An 18372-nucleotide genomic window follows, 5' to 3' on the forward strand; every position below is an offset into this window, starting at 1 on the left:
TTGGATTAATCTGTGATTAAAAAGGTAAAAAATGTGTTTTTAAGGGCGTGATTTTTTGATGTTAATCAAAGGATTGAGCCATATTGTGCCGTCAGGACCCCGAACGGCCTTCCAGGGGGAGTAAGATCCTGCCCCTTCCTTTTAATAAGAAAGTTTTTACTGCTCAGTCGAGTAGTCAGCGTTACTTAACCTGAGGTAATCGATGACGAATCCCATTCCACCTTCCTGTGAAAAAGACAAACTCAACCCCGTGGTGTTTTTCACCTCCGCAGGGCTGATTTTGTTGTTTTCTCTGATGGCCATCTTCTACAGCGATCTCACCGCCAGCTGGCTCGGTAGCGCCCTGAACTGGGTCTCCGCCACCTTCGGCTGGTACTATCTGCTGGCCGCCACGCTCTATATCGTATTTGTGGTGTTTATTGCCTGTTCGCGCTTCGGCGATATCAAGCTCGGGCCGGAGCAGTCCAAACCGGAATTCAGCCTGCTGAGCTGGGCTTCGATGCTATTCGCCGCCGGTATCGGCATCGATCTGATGTTCTTTTCGGTGGCCGAGCCCATCACCCAGTATATGCAGCCGCCGGAAGGCGCCGGGCAGACTCTGGAAGCGGCGCGTCAGGCTACGGTCTGGACGCTGTTCCACTACGGCCTGACCGGCTGGGCGATGTATGCCCTGATGGGGATCGCGCTGGGCTATTTCAGCTACCGCTATAACCTGCCGTTAACCATCCGCTCGGCCCTGTATCCCATTTTCGGTAAACGTATCAACGGCCCCATCGGCCACAGCGTGGATATCGCTGCGGTGATCGGTACCATCTTTGGTATCGCCACTACCCTGGGGATTGGCGTGGTGCAGCTTAACTACGGCTTTAGCGTACTGTTCGACGTTCCCAATAACCTCACCAGCCAGGCCGCGCTGATTGCCCTATCGGTGATTATCGCCACCATTTCGGTGACCTCCGGGGTCGATAAAGGGATTCGCTTCCTGTCGATTCTTAACGTGGTGCTGGCGCTGGGGCTGATTATGTTTGTGCTGTTCGCCGGGAATACCGAATTCCTGTTGAACGCGCTGGTGCTGAATATCGGCGACTACGTCAACCGCTTTATGGGCATGACCCTGAACAGCTTCGCCTTTGACCGCCCCACCGAGTGGATGAATAGCTGGACCCTGTTTTTCTGGGCCTGGTGGGTGGCCTGGTCGCCGTTCGTGGGGCTGTTTCTGGCGCGTATTTCCCGCGGTCGTACCATTCGTGAATTCGTGGTCGGCACCCTGATTATTCCGTTCGCCTTTACCCTGCTGTGGCTGTCGATCTTCGGTAACAGCGCTCTGTACGAGATAATCCACGGCAACGCCAGCTTCGCGGCCGAAGCCATGGCGCACCCGGAGCGCGGTTTTTACAGCCTGCTGGCCCAGTATCCGGCCTTTACCTTTAGCGCCTCGGTAGCCACCATTACCGGCCTGCTGTTCTACGTGACCTCTGCCGACTCCGGCGCCCTGGTGCTGGGTAACTTCACCTCGAAGCTGAAGGACATTAACAGCGATGCGCCCCACTGGCTGCGGATCTTCTGGTCGGTCGCTATCGGTCTGCTGACCATGGGGATGCTGATGGCCAACGGGATCACCGCCCTGCAGAGCGCCACGGTGATTATGGGACTGCCGTTCAGCTTCGTGATGTTCTTTATTATCGCCGGGCTGTATAAGTCGCTGAAGATTGAAGACTACCGCCGTCAAAGCGCTAACCGCGACACGCCGCCGTGGCTGGCTTCAGCCCAGGATCGTCTGGGCTGGAAGAAACGGGTTTCACGCCTGATGAACTACCCTGGCACCCACCACACTCACGAGATGATGGAGCGGGTCTGCTTGCCCGCCATGGAAGAGGTCGCACAGGAACTTCAGGTGCGCGGCGCCAGCGTCGAGCTCAACAACCTGCCGCCGGAAGAAGGTGAAAATCTGGGCCATCTGGAACTGCTGGTGCACATGGGCGACGAACAGAACTTCGTCTACCAGATCTGGCCTCAGAAGTACTCGGTACCGGGCTTTACCTACCGGGCACGGCGCGGTAAGTCCACCTACTACCGACTGGAAACCTTCCTGCTGGAAGGCAGCCAGGGTAACGACCTGATGGACTACAGCAAAGAGCAGGTGATCCTCGATATTCTGGATCAGTACGAGCGCCACCTGAACTTCATTCACCTTAACCGCGAAGCGCCGGGCAGTAATATTATCTTCCCGCACGCGGGTTAACGCGCAGACAACAGCGCCCCACCTAACCGAACTCACTGCACCCCAAAAGTTGGACACCCACTGATTAAGGTGCAGTTTTTTATGGCCCCGCCCCCGAATTTAGTAGGCATTGAAATAGTTTTGGATCAGCTCAGGATTTTTTGTGTGCGTCAGGGCCAGCATCAGCAATATCCGGGCCTTAGCGGGATTTAAAGAATTGGCTACCAGTCCTGGTTGACCTTTATCGGCTGGTACAATGCCATTCCCCGTGCGGGATGAGCGTATCACTATAATTCCCGCCTTTTCCGCTTTCCCGATCCCTGCTTCGCTGCGCACGGAGACAGACCCCGCCCCGGTTCCTGCATAGATGATGCCGTCAACATGATGTGAAATGGCTGCATCATACATATATTCCGGATCGTCCTGGTAACCATAAATAATCACAACTTCCGGTAATTTCCGCAGGCTTCGCACATCAAATACTGAACGCCGGGTATGTATCTTCTCCACTCGCGTTTCAAATTGCGGTTTACCGTTGACAATAACCCCCAGATATCCCTGTTCAGACGCTTTGAATGTATCCAGCGTGGTGGTGTTAGTTTTAGTGACAAATCGTGCCGAACCAATACGATCGTTTAATACCACCATCACCCCACGTCCCCTGGCATTCGGGTCGGCGGCTACAATAACGGCTTCCAGCAGATTCATCGCGCCATCTGCGCTAATCGCTGTCGCTGGCCTCATGGCGGCAGTGAATACCACAGGTTTGTCGCTTTTCACCGTCAGATTCAGAAAGTATGCCGTTTCATCCAGCGTGTCTGTGCCATGAGTAATCACCACGCCATCCACATCATCCCGCGCCAGTAACATATTTACCTGCTGAGACAGCTTTAAAATAGTATCGCTGGTCATATTTTCACTTCCGATATTAGCAATTTGCAAACCATCTACGCGTGCAATATTTTTTATTTCCGGCACGGCATTAATTAATGTCTGAACGCCGATCTCGCCAGATCGATAGCCAGATGTTTGTGTTGTATTCGCCGCCGAACCTGCGATCGTGCCTCCTGTCGCCAGAATAACAATATGGGGTTGTGTGGTAGCGCTGAATATACTCTGGCTGATACAAAGCAAAATCATAGCAATGAATATTTTTATATTCATTTTATCTTCCTGTGAATAAATTAGGCAAACTAAAAGCTGTCAGGGGTTTAAATAATCAGGCCAGCACCATTTTTCCAATAATTAAGCCCGCGGTAACCGAAACAATCACGTTGACTAAACCTGGCCGCATAAAACTGTGATTCAGAACGTACTTACCAATCCGCGTGGTTCCAGTGTCATCAAAAGCTAATGCCGCCAGGCACTGGCCCGCAACGGGAATAAAGAAATAACCATTTACTGCTGGCCATGAGCCAATCAGCGCATAGGCTGGCAACCCCAGAGCCAGTCCTAAGGGTAGTAGAATAAGCGTTGTGGCGGCCTGGCTGCTGACCATCGCGGATACCAAAAACATCATGATAGCAATGAGCCAGGTATGTTGCTGTAACAGGGTCTGGACTTCCGTTTTGATCAGTTCGATATGTCCACTCACAAAAGTCTCGCTCATCCAGGCAAGTCCGAAGGCACAGACGATAGCCAGCGCACCGGCACGGAAAACTGTACCACTAATGATTTGCTCCACCTGCGGCCGACACAGCAATACAATCAGGCAGGCAAAAGAGAGCATGGTAATCTGGATTGCCGCAGACATTGAAAGCGGCTGCAACCCTTTCGCTGTTTCTACCATTGGGCGCAGGGTCGGAATAAGTCCCAACAACACAATAACAACCGCACTCATTAAAAACAGCACGACTGAGAGTCTGGCACGCATCGTGACTTCTGTTTTTTTGCTCTCCTTCTGAGTCGGTTGAATGACTCCTTCAGCCAGTCGACGCTGATACTCAGGATCGTCTTTTAACTCTTTGCCTTTATTGAAGGTTGCGATTGCTCCCAGAGCCACGCCTGTCAATGTTGCAGGGACACAAATTATCATAATAGTGGAAATTGAAATACCTAAAGGCGCCATCAGACCTATCATCGCCGCCATTGCCGCTGATATCGGGCTGGCCGTGATTGCCTGCTGCGAGGCGATGACGGAAATCGATAATGGACGTTCAGGACGGATTCCTGAGTCACGAGCTACTTCAGAGATAACCGGTAACAAGCTGTATACCACATGACCGGTCCCTGACATAAAGGTAAAAAGATAGCAAATAAAAGGAGCCAACAACGTAATATATCGCGGATGACGCCGCAGAATTTTTTCTGCCAGCTTAACCAGTAAATCCAACCCTCCTGCAGCCTGCAATGATGAGGCGGCTAATACAACAGAAAGAATGATAAGAATAACATCAATGGGCGGCGTTGAAGGCGTCAGGCCAAATACGAATACCATAACACCAACCCCCAGCCCACCGACCATCCCTAAAAATACGCCTCCAATTCTGGCGCCAATCATTAAAGCAAAAAGGATAAAACACAATTCTGTCCAAAACATACATCCTCCCGTTCTGTATGGAGCGAATGCTAGCTTATTTTAGTGGAACAGCATTAACTGGTAGAATAAGGCTTGCCAAAACCAAAGGCGCCGTAATGTGATAAGACCTGTGCGGCTGAACGCCCCCCTGCTCGCATGGCTGACATCACTTTTTCATTGTCAGGAGCATCTGTACCGGATTGTATAATGGAGAGCATAAATCCAGTTAAAAATGCGTCACCCGCTCCCAGCGTATCCACGGGTTCAATATATTTAGGGCGCCACTCCAGATAGCCATTAGCAGAGAAATAATAAACCCCTTCATGCCCGCTAGTCGCAATAACATGCCGGCAGCCGAAATGGTAAAGTTTATCAAGTTTTTCTTTTATTTCACCTAATGACAAACCACTACATGAAACAAACCCATAATCTATCCATGGGCATACTTTTTCAAAATATTCATCCGTCCCGCGCCCGGAAAAATCAAATGAAACGACTCTTTGATTTCTTTTTATCTTTTCCAGTTCTGATTCCAAATGGCTGTTTATGCTGGAGTGAACCAAATCAAACCGGGAAATATAATAAAGATCATCTTGTGATAGCTTTATTGGGTGCTCGCGCAGCATCCCATTTTTATTACCAGCAACAAATTCCCGATCGCCATTTTTTAGTCGAATACACGCGTATCCATTCTCACCAACATAATATCGACAGTGGGTGATATCTACCTGTAGTTCATGCAGGGTATCCTGCACATGCCTTGCAGCCTCATCATTGCCAAAGACTCCCATAAAAGCAGCAGGTACGCCTGCGAGTTTTGCATACGCGGAAAAATTTAATGCATTCCCCCCTGGATACATCACTCCGGAATGGAGATATTTATCGACAACATTGTCACCAATGCCTATAACGCTGATGCTCATAACTGATCCTTGATTGGTATACTGAATAAAAAGCATCCATGCTTTTTTTTTCAAAATCCCTGTTAATTAGTAGTCAACTTTCCACATATAGCGACGCGTGGTTAGCGGATGTTGACGGGCCTTTGCAAGCGCGCGATTGTAGACAGGATAAACGTTGTTAAAGAGAGAGTGGTTGAAATAATCAATCACCGTCGTATTAATAGTGGATAATCCCAGCTCTTTCGCATCGACGATCTCAATTCGGCGACCGTATTTTTTCAGAAAGTTTAAAGCTCGCTCATCCACAGGCCGCGTATTACCCTCAGATAGCTGGAATAAAAATGGCGTGTTGGCATCAGTAATCTCAAAAGGACCGTGGAAAAATTCACCGCTGTGGATACAGGCTGAATGAATCCACTGCATTTCCATGAAGATACAGATGCTCTGAAGATATGCCGCGCCATAACTGGCACCGCTTGCGACGGTATAAATCACTTTGTCGTCTTTGTATTCCTGCGCAAAAGCCTCGGCCCGCTCTTCGACATGCTCACAGGCACGATAGACAATTCGGTTAATTTTGCTCACTCCGTCAAGGAAGTCATCATAATGCACATAACCTTCAGTCTGCTGCAATAGCTCTACTGCACTCAGCAAAGCTTTCATCGTTTTCTCTCCGGCGATGTCTTTGTTATCGCCGAAGGTATAGCTTTCCACATAATCGCAATGAGTGACTAATGGCGAATCCATTACCCATGTCAACCCAATAACCGGCGCGCCATTTTGACGAGCAAGCTCGGCCGCCTTGATGGTCTCTGGGGTATTCCCTTTGTGCGAAGCCACAATAACGACCGCATTTTCTCCCAGTGCCGATGGCAGGTTGTTAATAAATTCACCGCTGTTGTACAGACCAACGGTAAGCCCCCTGGACTCCTTCTCTAAAAACGCTTTCGCCGGATAAAACGCGGCATAAGATCCACCGCAGGCCACGTAATAAACGTATTTCACTCCCCCTTTATCCGCCTGGCTGGCCAAAATATCGCTAACGATCTCTTTGATACTCATCATACATCCCTCTGGTTCTTGCTTTGACCCGGCGAGCTCTGCCGCCATAAATGACTCATAATGTATTAATATTTTTATATGACATTTAAATACATTCATTCAAGCTGCAAAGCAAAAAAAATCGGGATCCGCGATACGGATCCCGATTTGGATGAATCAGCTTGATCGCTGAAGGGACAAAACTACACTGTGAAGCGGATTTTATCGCCGACAATCAACTGTCTGGAAACACAGGACAATTCACCTTTGTTATCCACCATCTCACTCTTAATGAGAATAAGGGGATAATGCTCCGCGACATCCAGATAGTGAGCAACCTCAAAACTCGCGTAAACCAGTTCGATCACTTTATGTGAGTATGTAAACCACAAACCGTATTTCTCACGTAAGCACTCGTATAGTGATTTATTGTTAAGCTCTTCCTGTAGTAGAAAGGCAAAGCGTGGCGGCATCTGAACGGTTTCCAACGAAACTGGCGTATCATCGGCATAGCGAATACGTTCGATGACGACGGCTTTTTCTTCAGCGCCCATGCCCAGTAAAAATCGCGTTTCATCATCAATCGACTCGAATACTGACTTGATAGTACGCGAACCGGGTCGTCTCCCCTGTAAATGGCATGACTCGGTGAAACTCAGTATCCCTGTCATACTACGCTGAAATTTATCATTGGAAACAAATGTTCCCTTGCCTGATACGCGAGTCAGAAGATTTTCACGCGTCAATGCATCCAGCGCTTTTCGCACGGTCACTCTACTGACCTCCCAGCGCGCACTTAGCTCATTTTCAGTAGGAATCTGCTGCCCGGGTTGATACTCGCCACGCAAAATGGCCTCTTTGAGGGAGGCTTCAAGCTGTTTATAAAGTGGTTTCGCGCTTTTGCTGTCAGGCTGCTCCATTATTTGTATCCGTTTGTATTATAAAAACCATCAATGAATTATAACAATTTACCTGACATTTGCTCGCTGACATATTCAGTTTCAGCCACATATCTGGCAACCGGCTCAGCCGGAACTGGACGTTACCCCGTATCCGGCCAGTAAAATCCTACTCCAACGACAATCACCTTTTTCTCCTACGGGGTGGCAGTTGCCAGCGCATCGAGAAAATCCGCCGGAATGAAGGCACAATCAGGTTTATTAGCAGAATGGAGCGTCCGTCGCACTGCGGACTGGCACCTGAGAAGGATAACCGCTCCAGTCAACGCCAATCACATACCAGAGCAGCTTACGGGTAAGAAGTGCAGTAATACTATGAAAAATAGCGAGAGCAGGAGCGATACGCTTTACCCTGCCTGAAAACCCTCCGGCTATGCCGGAGGATATTGATGATCTGAAGTTTTTATCGGTGATACAAGAGGCTGGAGGGCAAGGTATTATGAACGCTGCGGCGCCATCGGCCCCACCACGCTGCGCAGCGCCTTTCTGATTCCGCGGCCGCGCTTTACGCCTGCCCAACGGCTGACGCAGGCTTCGCGCAGATCCTGCGTCTGAGTCGCACCTGTCCAGCGGCCGGTTAACACCTGAGCAAATCGGGACGGTCTGTTCATCCTCACCTCCATGCAGTAGGAAAACTTGTTTATTGTCAAATAGTTGACAACCAATGGCGCTACTATAGCAATCCATACCACCCCCGGCTATACGGTCTGTCTCATTGGCAGGTAAATTCACGCAAAGGAGCTTAGGGATTTGTGGCTTTTTAATAGCGGAATGCCAGGAATCCTCTGACTCAGTGATCTGATTCACAATTTCTCCACGGTTTCCCGGTAAAACGGTATCAAACAAAAAGCCAGGAGGTGCTTATGAAAAAATTAATTGCTCTGGCCGTGATTGTGGCCTGCGGTCTGACGCCGCTGGCGCAAGCCCACGATCATCATGGTCCGGACGATCGTGGACCGCAGCAGCATCAGGGAACGCGCGACAACCACAGAGACCATGGCGGCCCGGACCATCGCGGCCCTCAGGGCGATCGCCGACACGACAGCGGCCCGGACCGTCACCAGATGCACCAACGGAATCATTTTACCTGGCACGGTCACGATTTTCGCAAGGGCCACCCCATGCCTCACGGCTTCCATGACGATGGCTATCGGGTAAGCGACTGGCGCGGCCGCGGCCTGCCAGCGCCGCCTTCCGGCCATCACTGGTCCTATATTGACGGCAACTATGTGTTGATTGCCGCAGCTACCGGCGTGGTTGCCAGCATTCTGCTGAGCGGCGCGCTTAATCGCTAAAGTGAAGTTAAAAGGAGAGTAACGATGACTAAGATGCGTAATATTCTGCTGGCAGCCAGCCTGCTTGGCGCGGGAACCCTGGCATTCGCGGCACCGCAACAGCAACAGTCTGAGCCTGAGCCGGTCGCCCATCATGAGGGTAAACCCCAGCATCATCGTCAGGGACACCCTATGCGTCCCCACTGCCCGATGATGATGATGGCGCCCGCTTATCAGGCTTCGATGCAGACCAGCGATCCCAACGAAGCGCTGAAGAAAATGACCAACGACGTACCGACCCTGGAAAAAGGCAAGCGCTACCAGGTGAGCGTCACGGTAAAAGAGCTGCCGCCAATGCCGCCAGCCCCGAATAAGCCGGAGCCGAAAAAAGCGGCTGAATAATGATATAAGGCCGGGGGAAACTCCGGCTTTTTTATTTTCCCCTGAACTGACCAGGCGTCTTGCCAAATCGCTGTCGGAAAACATCGATATAGGCGCTGACATTGCTGTAACCGCTTAATAACGCCACTTCACTGACCGGCAGTCCAGCCAGTACCCACTGGAGCGACGCCACGACCTTCGCCTGCTGGCGCCACTGACTAAAACTGAGGCCGGTCTGTTGCTGAAACAGGCGGCTAAGGTTTCGTACACTCACTCCCCACCGTTGGGCAAGCTGGCTCTGGTTAAGGGCGCAATCCGGATTTTTCAGTAACTCATTCGCGACGTTGCGCGCCCTTCTGTCTGTCGGCAACGTTAACTGAAGCGGCAATGGATCCCCCAGAGAGAGCTCATAGCCTAACAATTTCAGAAGGGTGCCCTGGTAATCTTCGGGCCCGGCGTCAGAAGCGCTCCGGCATAACCGCGTCAGGACAGACATAAGAAAAGCATCGGCCCCATAAATACCCGGATGAGAGGGGAACGGACAGCAGGACGACGGTTCGGGGTAAATACTGTGGCCCTGAACCCTGCCAGGCGTCCAGGCGCTATGACTCAGACCAACCGGAAACCACCCTACCGTGCCCGGCGTAACAGTCCACTGCGCAAGTTCGGTTTCAATCGCCATGACGCCATGACTGAGCCAGTACAACTGGCCCGATGCATGTGCGTGCCAGGGGGTTGAATGCCCGCTGCCATATTCGAAGCGTTCTTTTTTCATAGTAATGGCCGATTAACCGTATATCTTGTCCTGATGCGGATAATACCCCTATCAGACGGCTCTGTAGAATCTCTGTTTTCAGCGAGGAGAAACCGATGAAAAACCTGAGCCAGATAGTGACCAATGGATTACAGGCGGTAATCAGCCATCCCGGGCATGACGAGAAACAAATCGCGCACTATTTTTCCCCTGACTATCAGCAGATCGTTGATGGTCATCACCTGGATTACGCGCAGTTTGTTCAGCACCTTGCGGCTCTCAAATCACATACCAGCCAGATGGAGGTTTACGTCAAAGCGCTGGCTACCGAAGAGGATACGGTGTTTACCCATCATTCTGTGGCAGTGGAAAAATCTTCGGGCGACAAGAGCGAATTTGAGGTTTTTGCGCGCTTTACCCTGGCGGCAGGAAAAATTATCCGCTGTGAAGAGCTCACCCGTATGGTGAGCGGCACTGCCGACGATCGGGATCTGGGCAGCAGAAAATAGTTTTCAGGCGCACGCCGGATTCCGGTATACGCCTGAAAGTTTAACGCCCAAACACCACCGTACGGTTATCGTATAAAAAGACCCGCCGCTCCACGTGCCAGCTTACGGCGCGGGCCAGAGTGACACGTTCGATATCACGCCCCTTTTCGATCAGATCGTCCGGATAGTCGGCATGGGTCACCGGCTCCACGCTCTGGGCGATAATCGGGCCTTCGTCCAGCTCCTCGTTGATATAGTGCGCGGTGGCGCCCACCAGTTTCACCCCTTTAGCCCATGCCTGATGATAGGGTTTCGCCCCCTTAAAGCCGGGCAGCAGCGAATGGTGAATGTTGATCGCCCTGCCCGCCAGTTTGCGGCACATATCATCCGACAGCACCTGCATATAGCGCGCCAGAATCACCAGTTCGGCGCCGGTTTGCTGGACAATTTGCCACACCTGCGCTTCCTGCTGCGCCCGGGTATCCGCCGTGACTGGCAGATGGTGGTACGGCAGGCCGTGCCATTCTACCAGCGACTCCAGATCCCGGTGATTAGAGACAACCGCGCATATTTCTACCGCAAGCTGGCCGGTGCGATAGCGATACAGCAGATCGTTCAGGCAATGGTCGGTGCGGGAAACCATAATCACCACCGGAACCCGGTGCCCGGGCGCGGTCAGTCCGAAAGTCATATCGAACGCCGCCGCCCGGTCGGCGAAGCCCGCCTCAAAGGCCTGGCTGTCGAACCCTGTCTGCGGCCGGAATTCGGTACGGATAAAAAAGCGCCCGGATTCGCGATCGTCGAACGAATTCTGTTCGGTAATGTAGCAGCCGTTCTCGCGCAGAAATCCGGTTACCGCATCCACCGTACCAAGCCTTCCCGGGCACTGGGCCGTCATAATCCAGCCATCATTATTACGACTCATCTCGCTTCTCCGTCAGGGAATGATGCCAATGTCGTACTCCTCGCCGGCATCCAGCAGCCAGCGCCACAGGTAATCGGCAAAGCTGCGTCTTACCACCAGTTCCCAGCAGTCGTTATCCGGCCTGCGCAGTATGGCGGTAGTTTTGGCGAACACGGTGGTTACCCCCTTGCCGACGGGAAAGTTATCCGGGTGAACGTCGTAGACCACCGACTTCATCAACAGCTCCCTGACCTTTTCCCCTCGCAACTCCAGCAGCGTCTGGCCGCCGCTGGCATTGGTGATAGCGAAATGGGCATCTCCCAGCGCCGCCCGCAGCCGGTTTTCCACCTCGAATTCGCTACCTTCCGGCACAATCAGCAGCCATTCATCCGGCGACAGCCACTGGGCGCTGATCTCGCCGCTTTCATGGGTCACCAGTCCCAGCGGCTGACCGGGAAGCCCAATCCCCAGCACGTCGCGCAGCGCCTGGTCCAGCACAATGGCGCCGCCGCGCAGAATCAGATGCCCGCAAAACGGACGTTCGCGCAGGGTCACGCCGCTGCGCTCGCTGGCCTCCGGCCGTCCCTGGTTGTGGTAGGACAACGTCAGCGGTGATTCGCGCCTCACCTGTACGGCGGGATGGCTGTTAAAGGTGCTTATCTTTACGGCATCAGACATTCTGGCGCTCTCCTTTGGGATCGAGGAAGACAGTACTGACTATTTCGGCTTCATGAATCTGACCGTCGGCCATCGGTAGCCAGACGGTGTGACCCATTTTCTGGTGGCCGTCTTTAACCACCGCCAGCGCGAAACCGCTGTCCAGGCTCGGACTGTAGTAGCTGGAGGTGACGTGGCCGACCATCGGTACTGGTATTGGATGATTGGGTTCCAGAACAATCTGCGCCCCCTCTTCCAGAATCACCCGCGGGTCTTTAGGACGCAGCCCCACCAGTTGTTTGCGGTCTTTACGTCGGGTATCGGCACGCGACAGCGCCCGCTTGCCCACCCAGGAGAAGGCTTTGTCGTAGCCCACGCACCACTGCATGCCGAGATCTTCCGGCGTCATGGAACCGTCGGTATCCTGACCGGCGATAATAAAGCCCTTCTCAGCGCGCAGTACGTGCATGGTTTCGGTGCCATACGGCGTCAGGCCATATTTTTCACCACGTTCGAACAGCGCCTCCCAAACGTGGCGCGCGTAGTTGGCCTGCACGTTAATTTCATAAGAGAGTTCACCGGTAAACGAAATGCGGAACACCCGTGCCGGAACCCCGGCGACGGTCCCTTCGCGCCAGTCCATAAACTTAAAGGCTTCACGCGACAGGTCGATATCACACAGCTCACCCAGTAAACGGCGAGACTCCGGCCCCGACAGGGAAAGGGTCGCCCAGTGGTCGGTTACCGAGGTGAAGAACACCTGTAGATCCGGCCATTCGGTCTGATGCCACAGCTCCAGCCATTCCAGTACCGCCGCCGCGCCTCCGGTACTGGTGGTCATCAGGAAGTGGTTATCGCCCAGGCAACTGGTGGTGCCATCATCCATCACCATGCCGTCATCCTTGCACATCAGACCATAGCGCACCCGACCAAAGCCCAGTTTCGCCCACTTATTGGTGTAGATGCGCTCCAGGAAGGTGCGGGCATCCGGCCCCTGAATATCGATCTTACCCAGCGTAGAAGCGTCGAGGATCCCCACGCCGTTACGTACGGCGCGGCACTCCCTTGCCACGGCCTGTTCCATCGTTTCAGTGCCCTGCGGGAAGTACCACGGGCGCTTCCACTGCCCCACCTCTTCAAATTCGGCGCCCCGATCCAGATGCCACTGGTGCAGCGCGGTATGGCGCTCGGGATCAAACAGCCCGCCGCAGTGACGCCCCACCACGGCGCCAAAGGCGACGGGCGTATAGTTGGGGCGGAACACCGTGGTGCCGACCTCTGGAATGGAACGTCCCAGACAGCGGGCGGCGATAGCCATACCATTGATATTGCCCAGTTTGCCCTGATCGGTCCCGAAGCCCATCACGGTGTAACGTTTAATATGCTCGATGGATTCAAAGCCTTCACGTATCGCCACTTCGATCGACGCCGCAGTCACGTCATTCTGCATATCGACGAACTGCTTCGGCGCCCGGGAAGTGGGCTGGTCATGGGGAACCTGATACAGCGCCAGGGCGGCACTCTCCCGGTGGTTCGCCACCTCGGGAAGTGCGACCTCCACCGGTTGACCGCCGGTTTCGCTGGCGGCCTGGCGGCCCGCCGCCGCTCCGTCGCGCAGGGCGTCAACGGTGGCTAAGGCACCGGTCACGGCCCCGGCGGAGATCACGCCATCAACCTGCGGGGCGACAAATCCCGGCACATCGTCGCGCCAGACTGGCCGTGCGCCGGTATGCACCGCCAGGTGAATCACCGGGCTGTAACCACCGGAGCTTGCCACCGTGTCGCACTCCAGAGTATCGACCCGATCCACCACCCGAAAGCCCGCGCTGTCGATACGGGCGACCCGCACCCGATTTACCCGGGAGCCGCCCTGGGCTTCGATCACCGCACTGCCGCTGATAATACGAATGCCTCTGGCCCGGGCCTGAGCCACTCGTTCGCCGTCGGGGTTATCTCTGGCATCGACAATCGCCACCACTTCCCGACCTGCATCCAGCCAGTCCAGGGCTGTGCAGTAGGCCCGATCGTTACTGGTAGACAGCACCAGGCGCTGGCCCGGCGCCACGCCATAGCGATGAAGATAAGTCGAGATAGCACCGGCGACGAAGTTGCCCGGAATATCATTACCCGCGTACACCAGCGGCCGCTCGTGGGCGCCGCTGGCCAGCACGACTCGCCCTACCCGTACCCGATGCAGACGCAGCCGCGCCTGACGAGCCGGGGCCGTTTCCCCCAGATGATCGGTACGCCGCTCCAGCAGGGTCACAAAGTTGTGATCGTGGCGCCCGGTGGCGGTAGTGCGCGGCAGTAGCTGTACGTTGGCAAGCTTCGCCAGTTCCGCCAGGGTTTCCGCCACCCAGCGAGCGGCATCGCGGCCGTTTAGCGGTTCGCGACTATCGAGCAGCGAGCCGCCCATCTCTTCCTGTTCATCCACCAGAATCACCCGCACGCCGCTGCGTCCGGCAGCCAGCGCCGCCGCCAGACCGGCCGGACCGGCGCCGACAATCAGGACATCGCAGTGCTGATTCAGATGATCGTAGCTGTCGGGGTCGCGCTCTTTGGGGCTACGCCCCAACCCGGCCCCTTTGCGGATGTACTTCTCCCAGGTCATCCACATCGAGGCTGGTTTCATAAAGGTTTTGTAGTAAAAGCCGGGGGGCATAAATCGGCCCAGCATTTTACCCACGCCGCCCATCAGGTCACGCTCGGCGCTGGGCCAGCCGTTGGTGCTGGCAGCGACCAGACCGTCATACAGCGCCTGCTGGGTGGCCCGGACGTTAGGCACCTGGCTGGCCTCGGTGCTGCCCAGTTGCACCACGGCATTGGGCTCTTCGGCACCGGCGGCCACAATGCCGCGCGGGCGTCCGTACTTAAAGCTGCGGTTAACGATATCCACGCCGTTGGCCAGTAGCGCCGAGGCGAGAGTATCGCCAGCAAAACCCTGTAAGGTCTTGCCGTTAAAGCGGAAGCTGAGCGGACGCTTGCGATCGATACGGCCGCCGTCGGCCAGACGATTCACCTGTTTCATACCCCACCTCCGGCCTGGCGTCGCTCATCGCTGGCGACGGTTTCGGTTTCGCTGTCGTCGCGCCGTGGCAGGGTCACCACCTCGGCCCCGGCGCTGGCTTTCGGCTGTTCGCCGATCCGGTAAGTTTCCAGAATCTGGTAGCTCACCGTATGACGCACCACGTTAAAGAATTTGCGGCATCCCGCAGCATGCACCCAAAGTTCCCGGTGAATGCCGCGCGGGTTATCGCGAAAAAACAGATAGTCGCCCCACTCTTCATCGCTACAGGCGTCAGGGTCCGCCGGGCGCACGATATGTGCCTGGCCTTTGGGGTGAAACTCTTCCTCTTCCCGGTGTTCGCCACACCAGGGGCACCAGATATGCAGCATCTCTTTGACTCCTCGTCAGTGGGCAACACCGGCGGCGCCGTGTTCGTCTACCAGGGCGCCGGTATTGAAGCGATCGATCGAAAACGGGGCCGCCAGCGGATGGGGCTCGCCCTTCGCCAGGCTGGCGGCAAAGACGTGGGCCGAGCCCGGCGTGGCTTTAAAGCCGCCGGTTCCCCAGCCGCAGTTAAACCACAGCCCTTTCACTTTGGTGGGCGACAGAATCGGACTGGCGTCCGGCGTGGTATCGACGATGCCGCCCCACTGTCGGTTCATTCGCACCCGCGAGAAGGCCGGGAACATTTCGACGATCGCCTGAAGCGTATGTTCGATGGTGGCATAGCTGCCGCGCTGCCCGTAGCCGGTGTAGCCGTCGATACCGGCGCCAATTACCAGATCGCCTTTGTCCGACTGGCTGATGTAGCCGTGAACGTGGTTCGACATCACCACGGTATCCAGCACCGGCTTCAGCGGTTCGGAAACCAGCGCCTGGAGCGGATGCGATTCCAGCGGCAGTTTCAGCCCGGCCATTCCCGCCAGTACCCCGGAGTTGCCCGCCGCTACGCAGCCCACGGTGCGGGCTTCGATATCGCCACGGGTGGTATGAACGCCGTAAACCTGGCCGTCGCGCATCATAAAGCCGGTGACTTCGGTCTGTTGCAGGATGTCCACTCCCAGGGCATCCGCCGCACGGGCAAAGCCCCAGGCCACGGCGTCATGACGCGCCACACCGCCCCTGGGTTGCCAGGAGGCGCCCAGGATCGGATAACGGGCGTTTTTGGAACAGTCGAGCATCGGCACCAGATCCTGCACCTGGCGGGCATCCAGTACCTCGCCGTCAATGCCGTTCAGGCGGTTGGCGTTAACCCTGCGGCGAATGTCGCGCATATCCTGAAGGGTATGCCCCAGGTTCAGCACGCCACGCTGGGAAAACATCACGTTGTAGTTGAGATCCTGCGACAGCCCTTCCCACAGTTTCATGGAATGCTCAAACAGCGCCGCCGCCTCATCCCACAGGTAGTTGGAACGCACGATGGTGGTGTTGCGGGCCGTATTACCGCCCCCCAGCCAGCCCTTTTCCACCACCGCGACGTTAGTAATGCCGAACTCTTTCGCCAGGTAATAAGCGGTTCCCAGTCCATGACCGCCACCGCCGATAATAATCACATCGTAGGACTTCTTCGGCATGGGATTGCGCCACATGCGCGGCCAGTTTTCATGGTGGCTCATACCGTGGCGCAGCAGGCTAAGCCCTGAATAATTTTGCATCGGATAGCTCCCTGTCTGTCAGGCGAAAGCGGGTCGGGACAGCGTCATGCCCTGGGGTTCGCCGTAAACCGGATAACGGGCGCACAGCTCCGCCACCCTGGAACGCACCCAGGCTTCGATATTGCTGCTCTCTTCGCCTTTCGCCAGGGTATCCAGGATGTCGCAGATCCACTCCGCCAGCTCTTCGCATTCACGCTGACCAAAGCCGCGGGTGGTAACCGCCGGGGTGCCGATACGCAGTCCCGAAGTGACAAAGGGGCTACGGGGATCGTTTGGTACGGCGTTTTTGTTGACGGTGATATTGGCGCGACCCAGGGCGGCATCCGCCTCTTTACCGGTAATGCCCTGACGAATCAGCGACACCAGGAACAGGTGGTTATCGGTTCCACCGGAGACCAGATCGAAACCGCGGCGGGCAAAGACGCCGGCCATCGCCCGGGCATTGTCGATAACCCGGGCCTGGTAGCGGACAAATTCTTCGTTCATCGCTTCACGCAGCGCCACCGCTTTAGCCGCAATCACGTGCATCAGGGGACCGCCCTGCTGCCCGGGGAACACCGCGCCATTCAGTTTCTTGTACAGCTCTTCATCGCCGCTGGCGGAGAGGATCATCCCGCCGCGCGGGCCGCGCAGGGTCTTATGGGTGGTAGTGGTCACCACATGGGCATGGGGCAACGGGCTGGGGTAGCAGCGGGCCGCCACCAGCCCGGCGACGTGGGCCATATCCACCATCAGCCAGGCGCCCACTTCGTCGGCGATCTCACGAAACCGACGCCAGTTCACCACCCGGGCATAGGCGGAAAAACCGGCGATAATCAGCTTCGGCCGATGTTCACGGGCCAGCGCCAGCACTTCGTCGTAGTCGATTTCGCCGGTTTCCGGGTTCAGGCCATATTGCACCGCGTTGTAGTGCTTACCGGAAACGTTGGGGGCCGCGCCGTGCGTTAAGTGGCCGCCATGGGCCAGGCTCATCCCCAGAATAGTGTCCCCCGGCGCCACCAGCGCCATAAAGGCCGCGGCATTGGCCTGAGCGCCGGAGTGCGGCTGTACGTTGGCGTAATCCGCCCCGAACAGCATGCAGGCGCGCTCAATCGCCAGCCGCTCCACCACGTCAACGTGTTCGCAGCCGCCGTAATAGCGCTTGCCAGGATAACCTTCGGCATATTTGTTGGTCAGTTGACTCCCCTGTACCGCCATCACCTGAGGACTGGCGTAATTTTCGGAAGCGATCAGTTCGATATGGCTTTCCTGGCGCACCATCTCATCAACGACGGCGGCGAACAGCTGCGGATCGGTATTGTTCAAATCATCGGCATTCATCTGATTATCCTCAGGGTTAGCGCTACGGCGGCAGCATCCGCCATCCGTTAGCCAGGATAGACCGGAGGGCGGTCCTGAAGATTGAACAGATGCGACACCTTTCTGTCACAATCGCGACACAGGTTTTTAATTGATTGTTATTTAAGGAAATAGACTGACCGCGGGGATTTGTATTTTTGCGTGAAATAGCAAAAAATGCCGGTTAACCTCGGCGCTGAAGGCGTTCGGGCTCTCCGATATGCAAAAAGAAGGGATCAACTGCCCGATCGTTATATCCCACAATATTTCATT

At 55.2% G+C, this 18372-nt stretch carries 17 protein-coding genes; 4 read left to right on the forward strand and 13 right to left on the reverse strand.

The annotated features are described in order from the left end of the window. The first annotated feature begins 202 nt into the window (after positions 1 to 202). Complete coding sequence (locus SCU88_RS12355; RefSeq protein ID WP_138097549.1) at positions 203 to 2242, forward strand: choline transporter; 2040 nt, start codon at positions 203 to 205, stop codon at positions 2240 to 2242. A 99-nt stretch (positions 2243 to 2341) separates the two neighbouring features. On the opposite strand, the gene fraE is transcribed toward SCU88_RS12355, so the two are convergent. The 6 genes from fraE to SCU88_RS12385 form a co-directional block, all read right to left on the reverse strand. Next, positions 2342 to 3385, reverse strand: a complete 1044-nt coding sequence (fraE, locus tag SCU88_RS12360) for a fructose-asparagine asparaginase (RefSeq protein WP_175340479.1) — start codon at positions 3383 to 3385, stop codon at positions 2342 to 2344. Positions 3386 to 3440: 55 nt separating this feature from the next. Beyond that, entirely contained in the window at positions 3441 to 4760 is a 1320-nt protein-coding gene (locus SCU88_RS12365; protein ID WP_175340480.1) for an anaerobic C4-dicarboxylate transporter family protein, read from the reverse strand. Positions 4761 to 4813: 53 nt separating this feature from the next. After that, on the reverse strand, positions 4814 to 5662 hold the full coding sequence (locus SCU88_RS12370; protein ID WP_175340481.1) for a PfkB family carbohydrate kinase: 849 nt from the start codon (positions 5660 to 5662) through the stop codon (positions 4814 to 4816). A gap of 66 nt (positions 5663 to 5728) precedes the next feature. Then, positions 5729 to 6706 carry a 6-phosphofructose-aspartate deglycase gene (gene fraB / locus SCU88_RS12375; protein WP_175340482.1) on the reverse strand — a complete coding sequence of 326 codons (978 nt, stop codon included), beginning with the start codon at positions 6704 to 6706 and terminating at the stop codon, positions 5729 to 5731. A gap of 179 nt (positions 6707 to 6885) precedes the next feature. Beyond that, positions 6886 to 7605 carry a GntR family transcriptional regulator gene (locus tag SCU88_RS12380; protein ID WP_138097554.1) on the reverse strand — a complete coding sequence of 240 codons (720 nt, stop codon included), beginning with the start codon at positions 7603 to 7605 and terminating at the stop codon, positions 6886 to 6888. Positions 7606 to 8078: 473 nt separating this feature from the next. Continuing rightward, positions 8079 to 8252 carry a hypothetical protein gene (locus SCU88_RS12385; protein WP_168198822.1) on the reverse strand — a complete coding sequence of 58 codons (174 nt, stop codon included), beginning with the start codon at positions 8250 to 8252 and terminating at the stop codon, positions 8079 to 8081. A gap of 252 nt (positions 8253 to 8504) precedes the next feature. Here SCU88_RS12385 and SCU88_RS12390 point away from each other — a divergent pair, with 252 nt between their 5' ends. Next, positions 8505 to 8936 (forward strand): RcnB family protein, encoded by a 432-nt coding sequence (locus tag SCU88_RS12390; protein ID WP_138097555.1) that lies wholly within the window; start codon positions 8505 to 8507, stop codon positions 8934 to 8936. Positions 8937 to 8960: 24 nt separating this feature from the next. Continuing rightward, positions 8961 to 9317, forward strand: coding sequence for a hypothetical protein (locus SCU88_RS12395; protein ID WP_138097556.1), 357 nt, complete (start codon positions 8961 to 8963; stop codon positions 9315 to 9317). A gap of 31 nt (positions 9318 to 9348) precedes the next feature. Here SCU88_RS12395 and SCU88_RS12400 read toward each other — a convergent pair whose 3' ends face one another. Next, positions 9349 to 10071 carry a helix-turn-helix domain-containing protein gene (locus tag SCU88_RS12400; protein WP_175340483.1) on the reverse strand — a complete coding sequence of 241 codons (723 nt, stop codon included), beginning with the start codon at positions 10069 to 10071 and terminating at the stop codon, positions 9349 to 9351. A 95-nt stretch (positions 10072 to 10166) separates the two neighbouring features. On the opposite strand from SCU88_RS12400, the gene SCU88_RS12405 reads away from it, so the two are divergent. Next, positions 10167 to 10559, forward strand: coding sequence for a nuclear transport factor 2 family protein (locus tag SCU88_RS12405; RefSeq protein WP_175340484.1), 393 nt, complete (start codon positions 10167 to 10169; stop codon positions 10557 to 10559). 40 nt (positions 10560 to 10599) lie between these two features. On the opposite strand, the gene purU is transcribed toward SCU88_RS12405, so the two are convergent. The 6 genes from purU to glyA are packed head-to-tail and all read right to left on the reverse strand — an operon-like array spanning position 10600 to position 18081. Continuing rightward, positions 10600 to 11463, reverse strand: coding sequence for a formyltetrahydrofolate deformylase (gene purU / locus SCU88_RS12410; RefSeq protein WP_138097559.1), 864 nt, complete (start codon positions 11461 to 11463; stop codon positions 10600 to 10602). Positions 11464 to 11475: 12 nt separating this feature from the next. After that, a complete protein-coding gene (locus SCU88_RS12415) occupies positions 11476 to 12120 on the reverse strand; it encodes a sarcosine oxidase subunit gamma family protein (RefSeq protein ID WP_175340485.1) in 645 nt (214 codons plus the stop codon). Further along, positions 12113 to 15127: a sarcosine oxidase subunit alpha family protein gene (locus tag SCU88_RS12420; RefSeq protein WP_175340486.1), complete on the reverse strand. Its 3015-nt coding sequence runs from the start codon at positions 15125 to 15127 to the stop codon at positions 12113 to 12115. The genes SCU88_RS12415 and SCU88_RS12420 overlap by 8 nt, the downstream gene beginning before the upstream one ends. Then, positions 15124 to 15495 carry a sarcosine oxidase subunit delta family protein gene (locus tag SCU88_RS12425; protein WP_175340487.1) on the reverse strand — a complete coding sequence of 124 codons (372 nt, stop codon included), beginning with the start codon at positions 15493 to 15495 and terminating at the stop codon, positions 15124 to 15126. The genes SCU88_RS12420 and SCU88_RS12425 overlap by 4 nt, the downstream gene beginning before the upstream one ends. A gap of 15 nt (positions 15496 to 15510) precedes the next feature. Continuing rightward, positions 15511 to 16761, reverse strand: coding sequence for a sarcosine oxidase subunit beta family protein (locus SCU88_RS12430; protein ID WP_138097563.1), 1251 nt, complete (start codon positions 16759 to 16761; stop codon positions 15511 to 15513). Positions 16762 to 16779: 18 nt separating this feature from the next. Then, the gene (gene glyA / locus SCU88_RS12435; protein WP_138097564.1) at positions 16780 to 18081 is read right to left on the reverse strand and encodes a serine hydroxymethyltransferase; all 1302 of its coding nucleotides are present in this window, start codon (positions 18079 to 18081) and stop codon (positions 16780 to 16782) included. Between the last annotated feature and the right edge of the window lie 291 nt (positions 18082 to 18372).

This window comes from Jejuibacter sp. L23, from assembly GCF_050815825.1.
Taxonomy (GTDB): domain Bacteria; phylum Pseudomonadota; class Gammaproteobacteria; order Enterobacterales; family Enterobacteriaceae; genus Jejubacter; species Jejubacter calystegiae.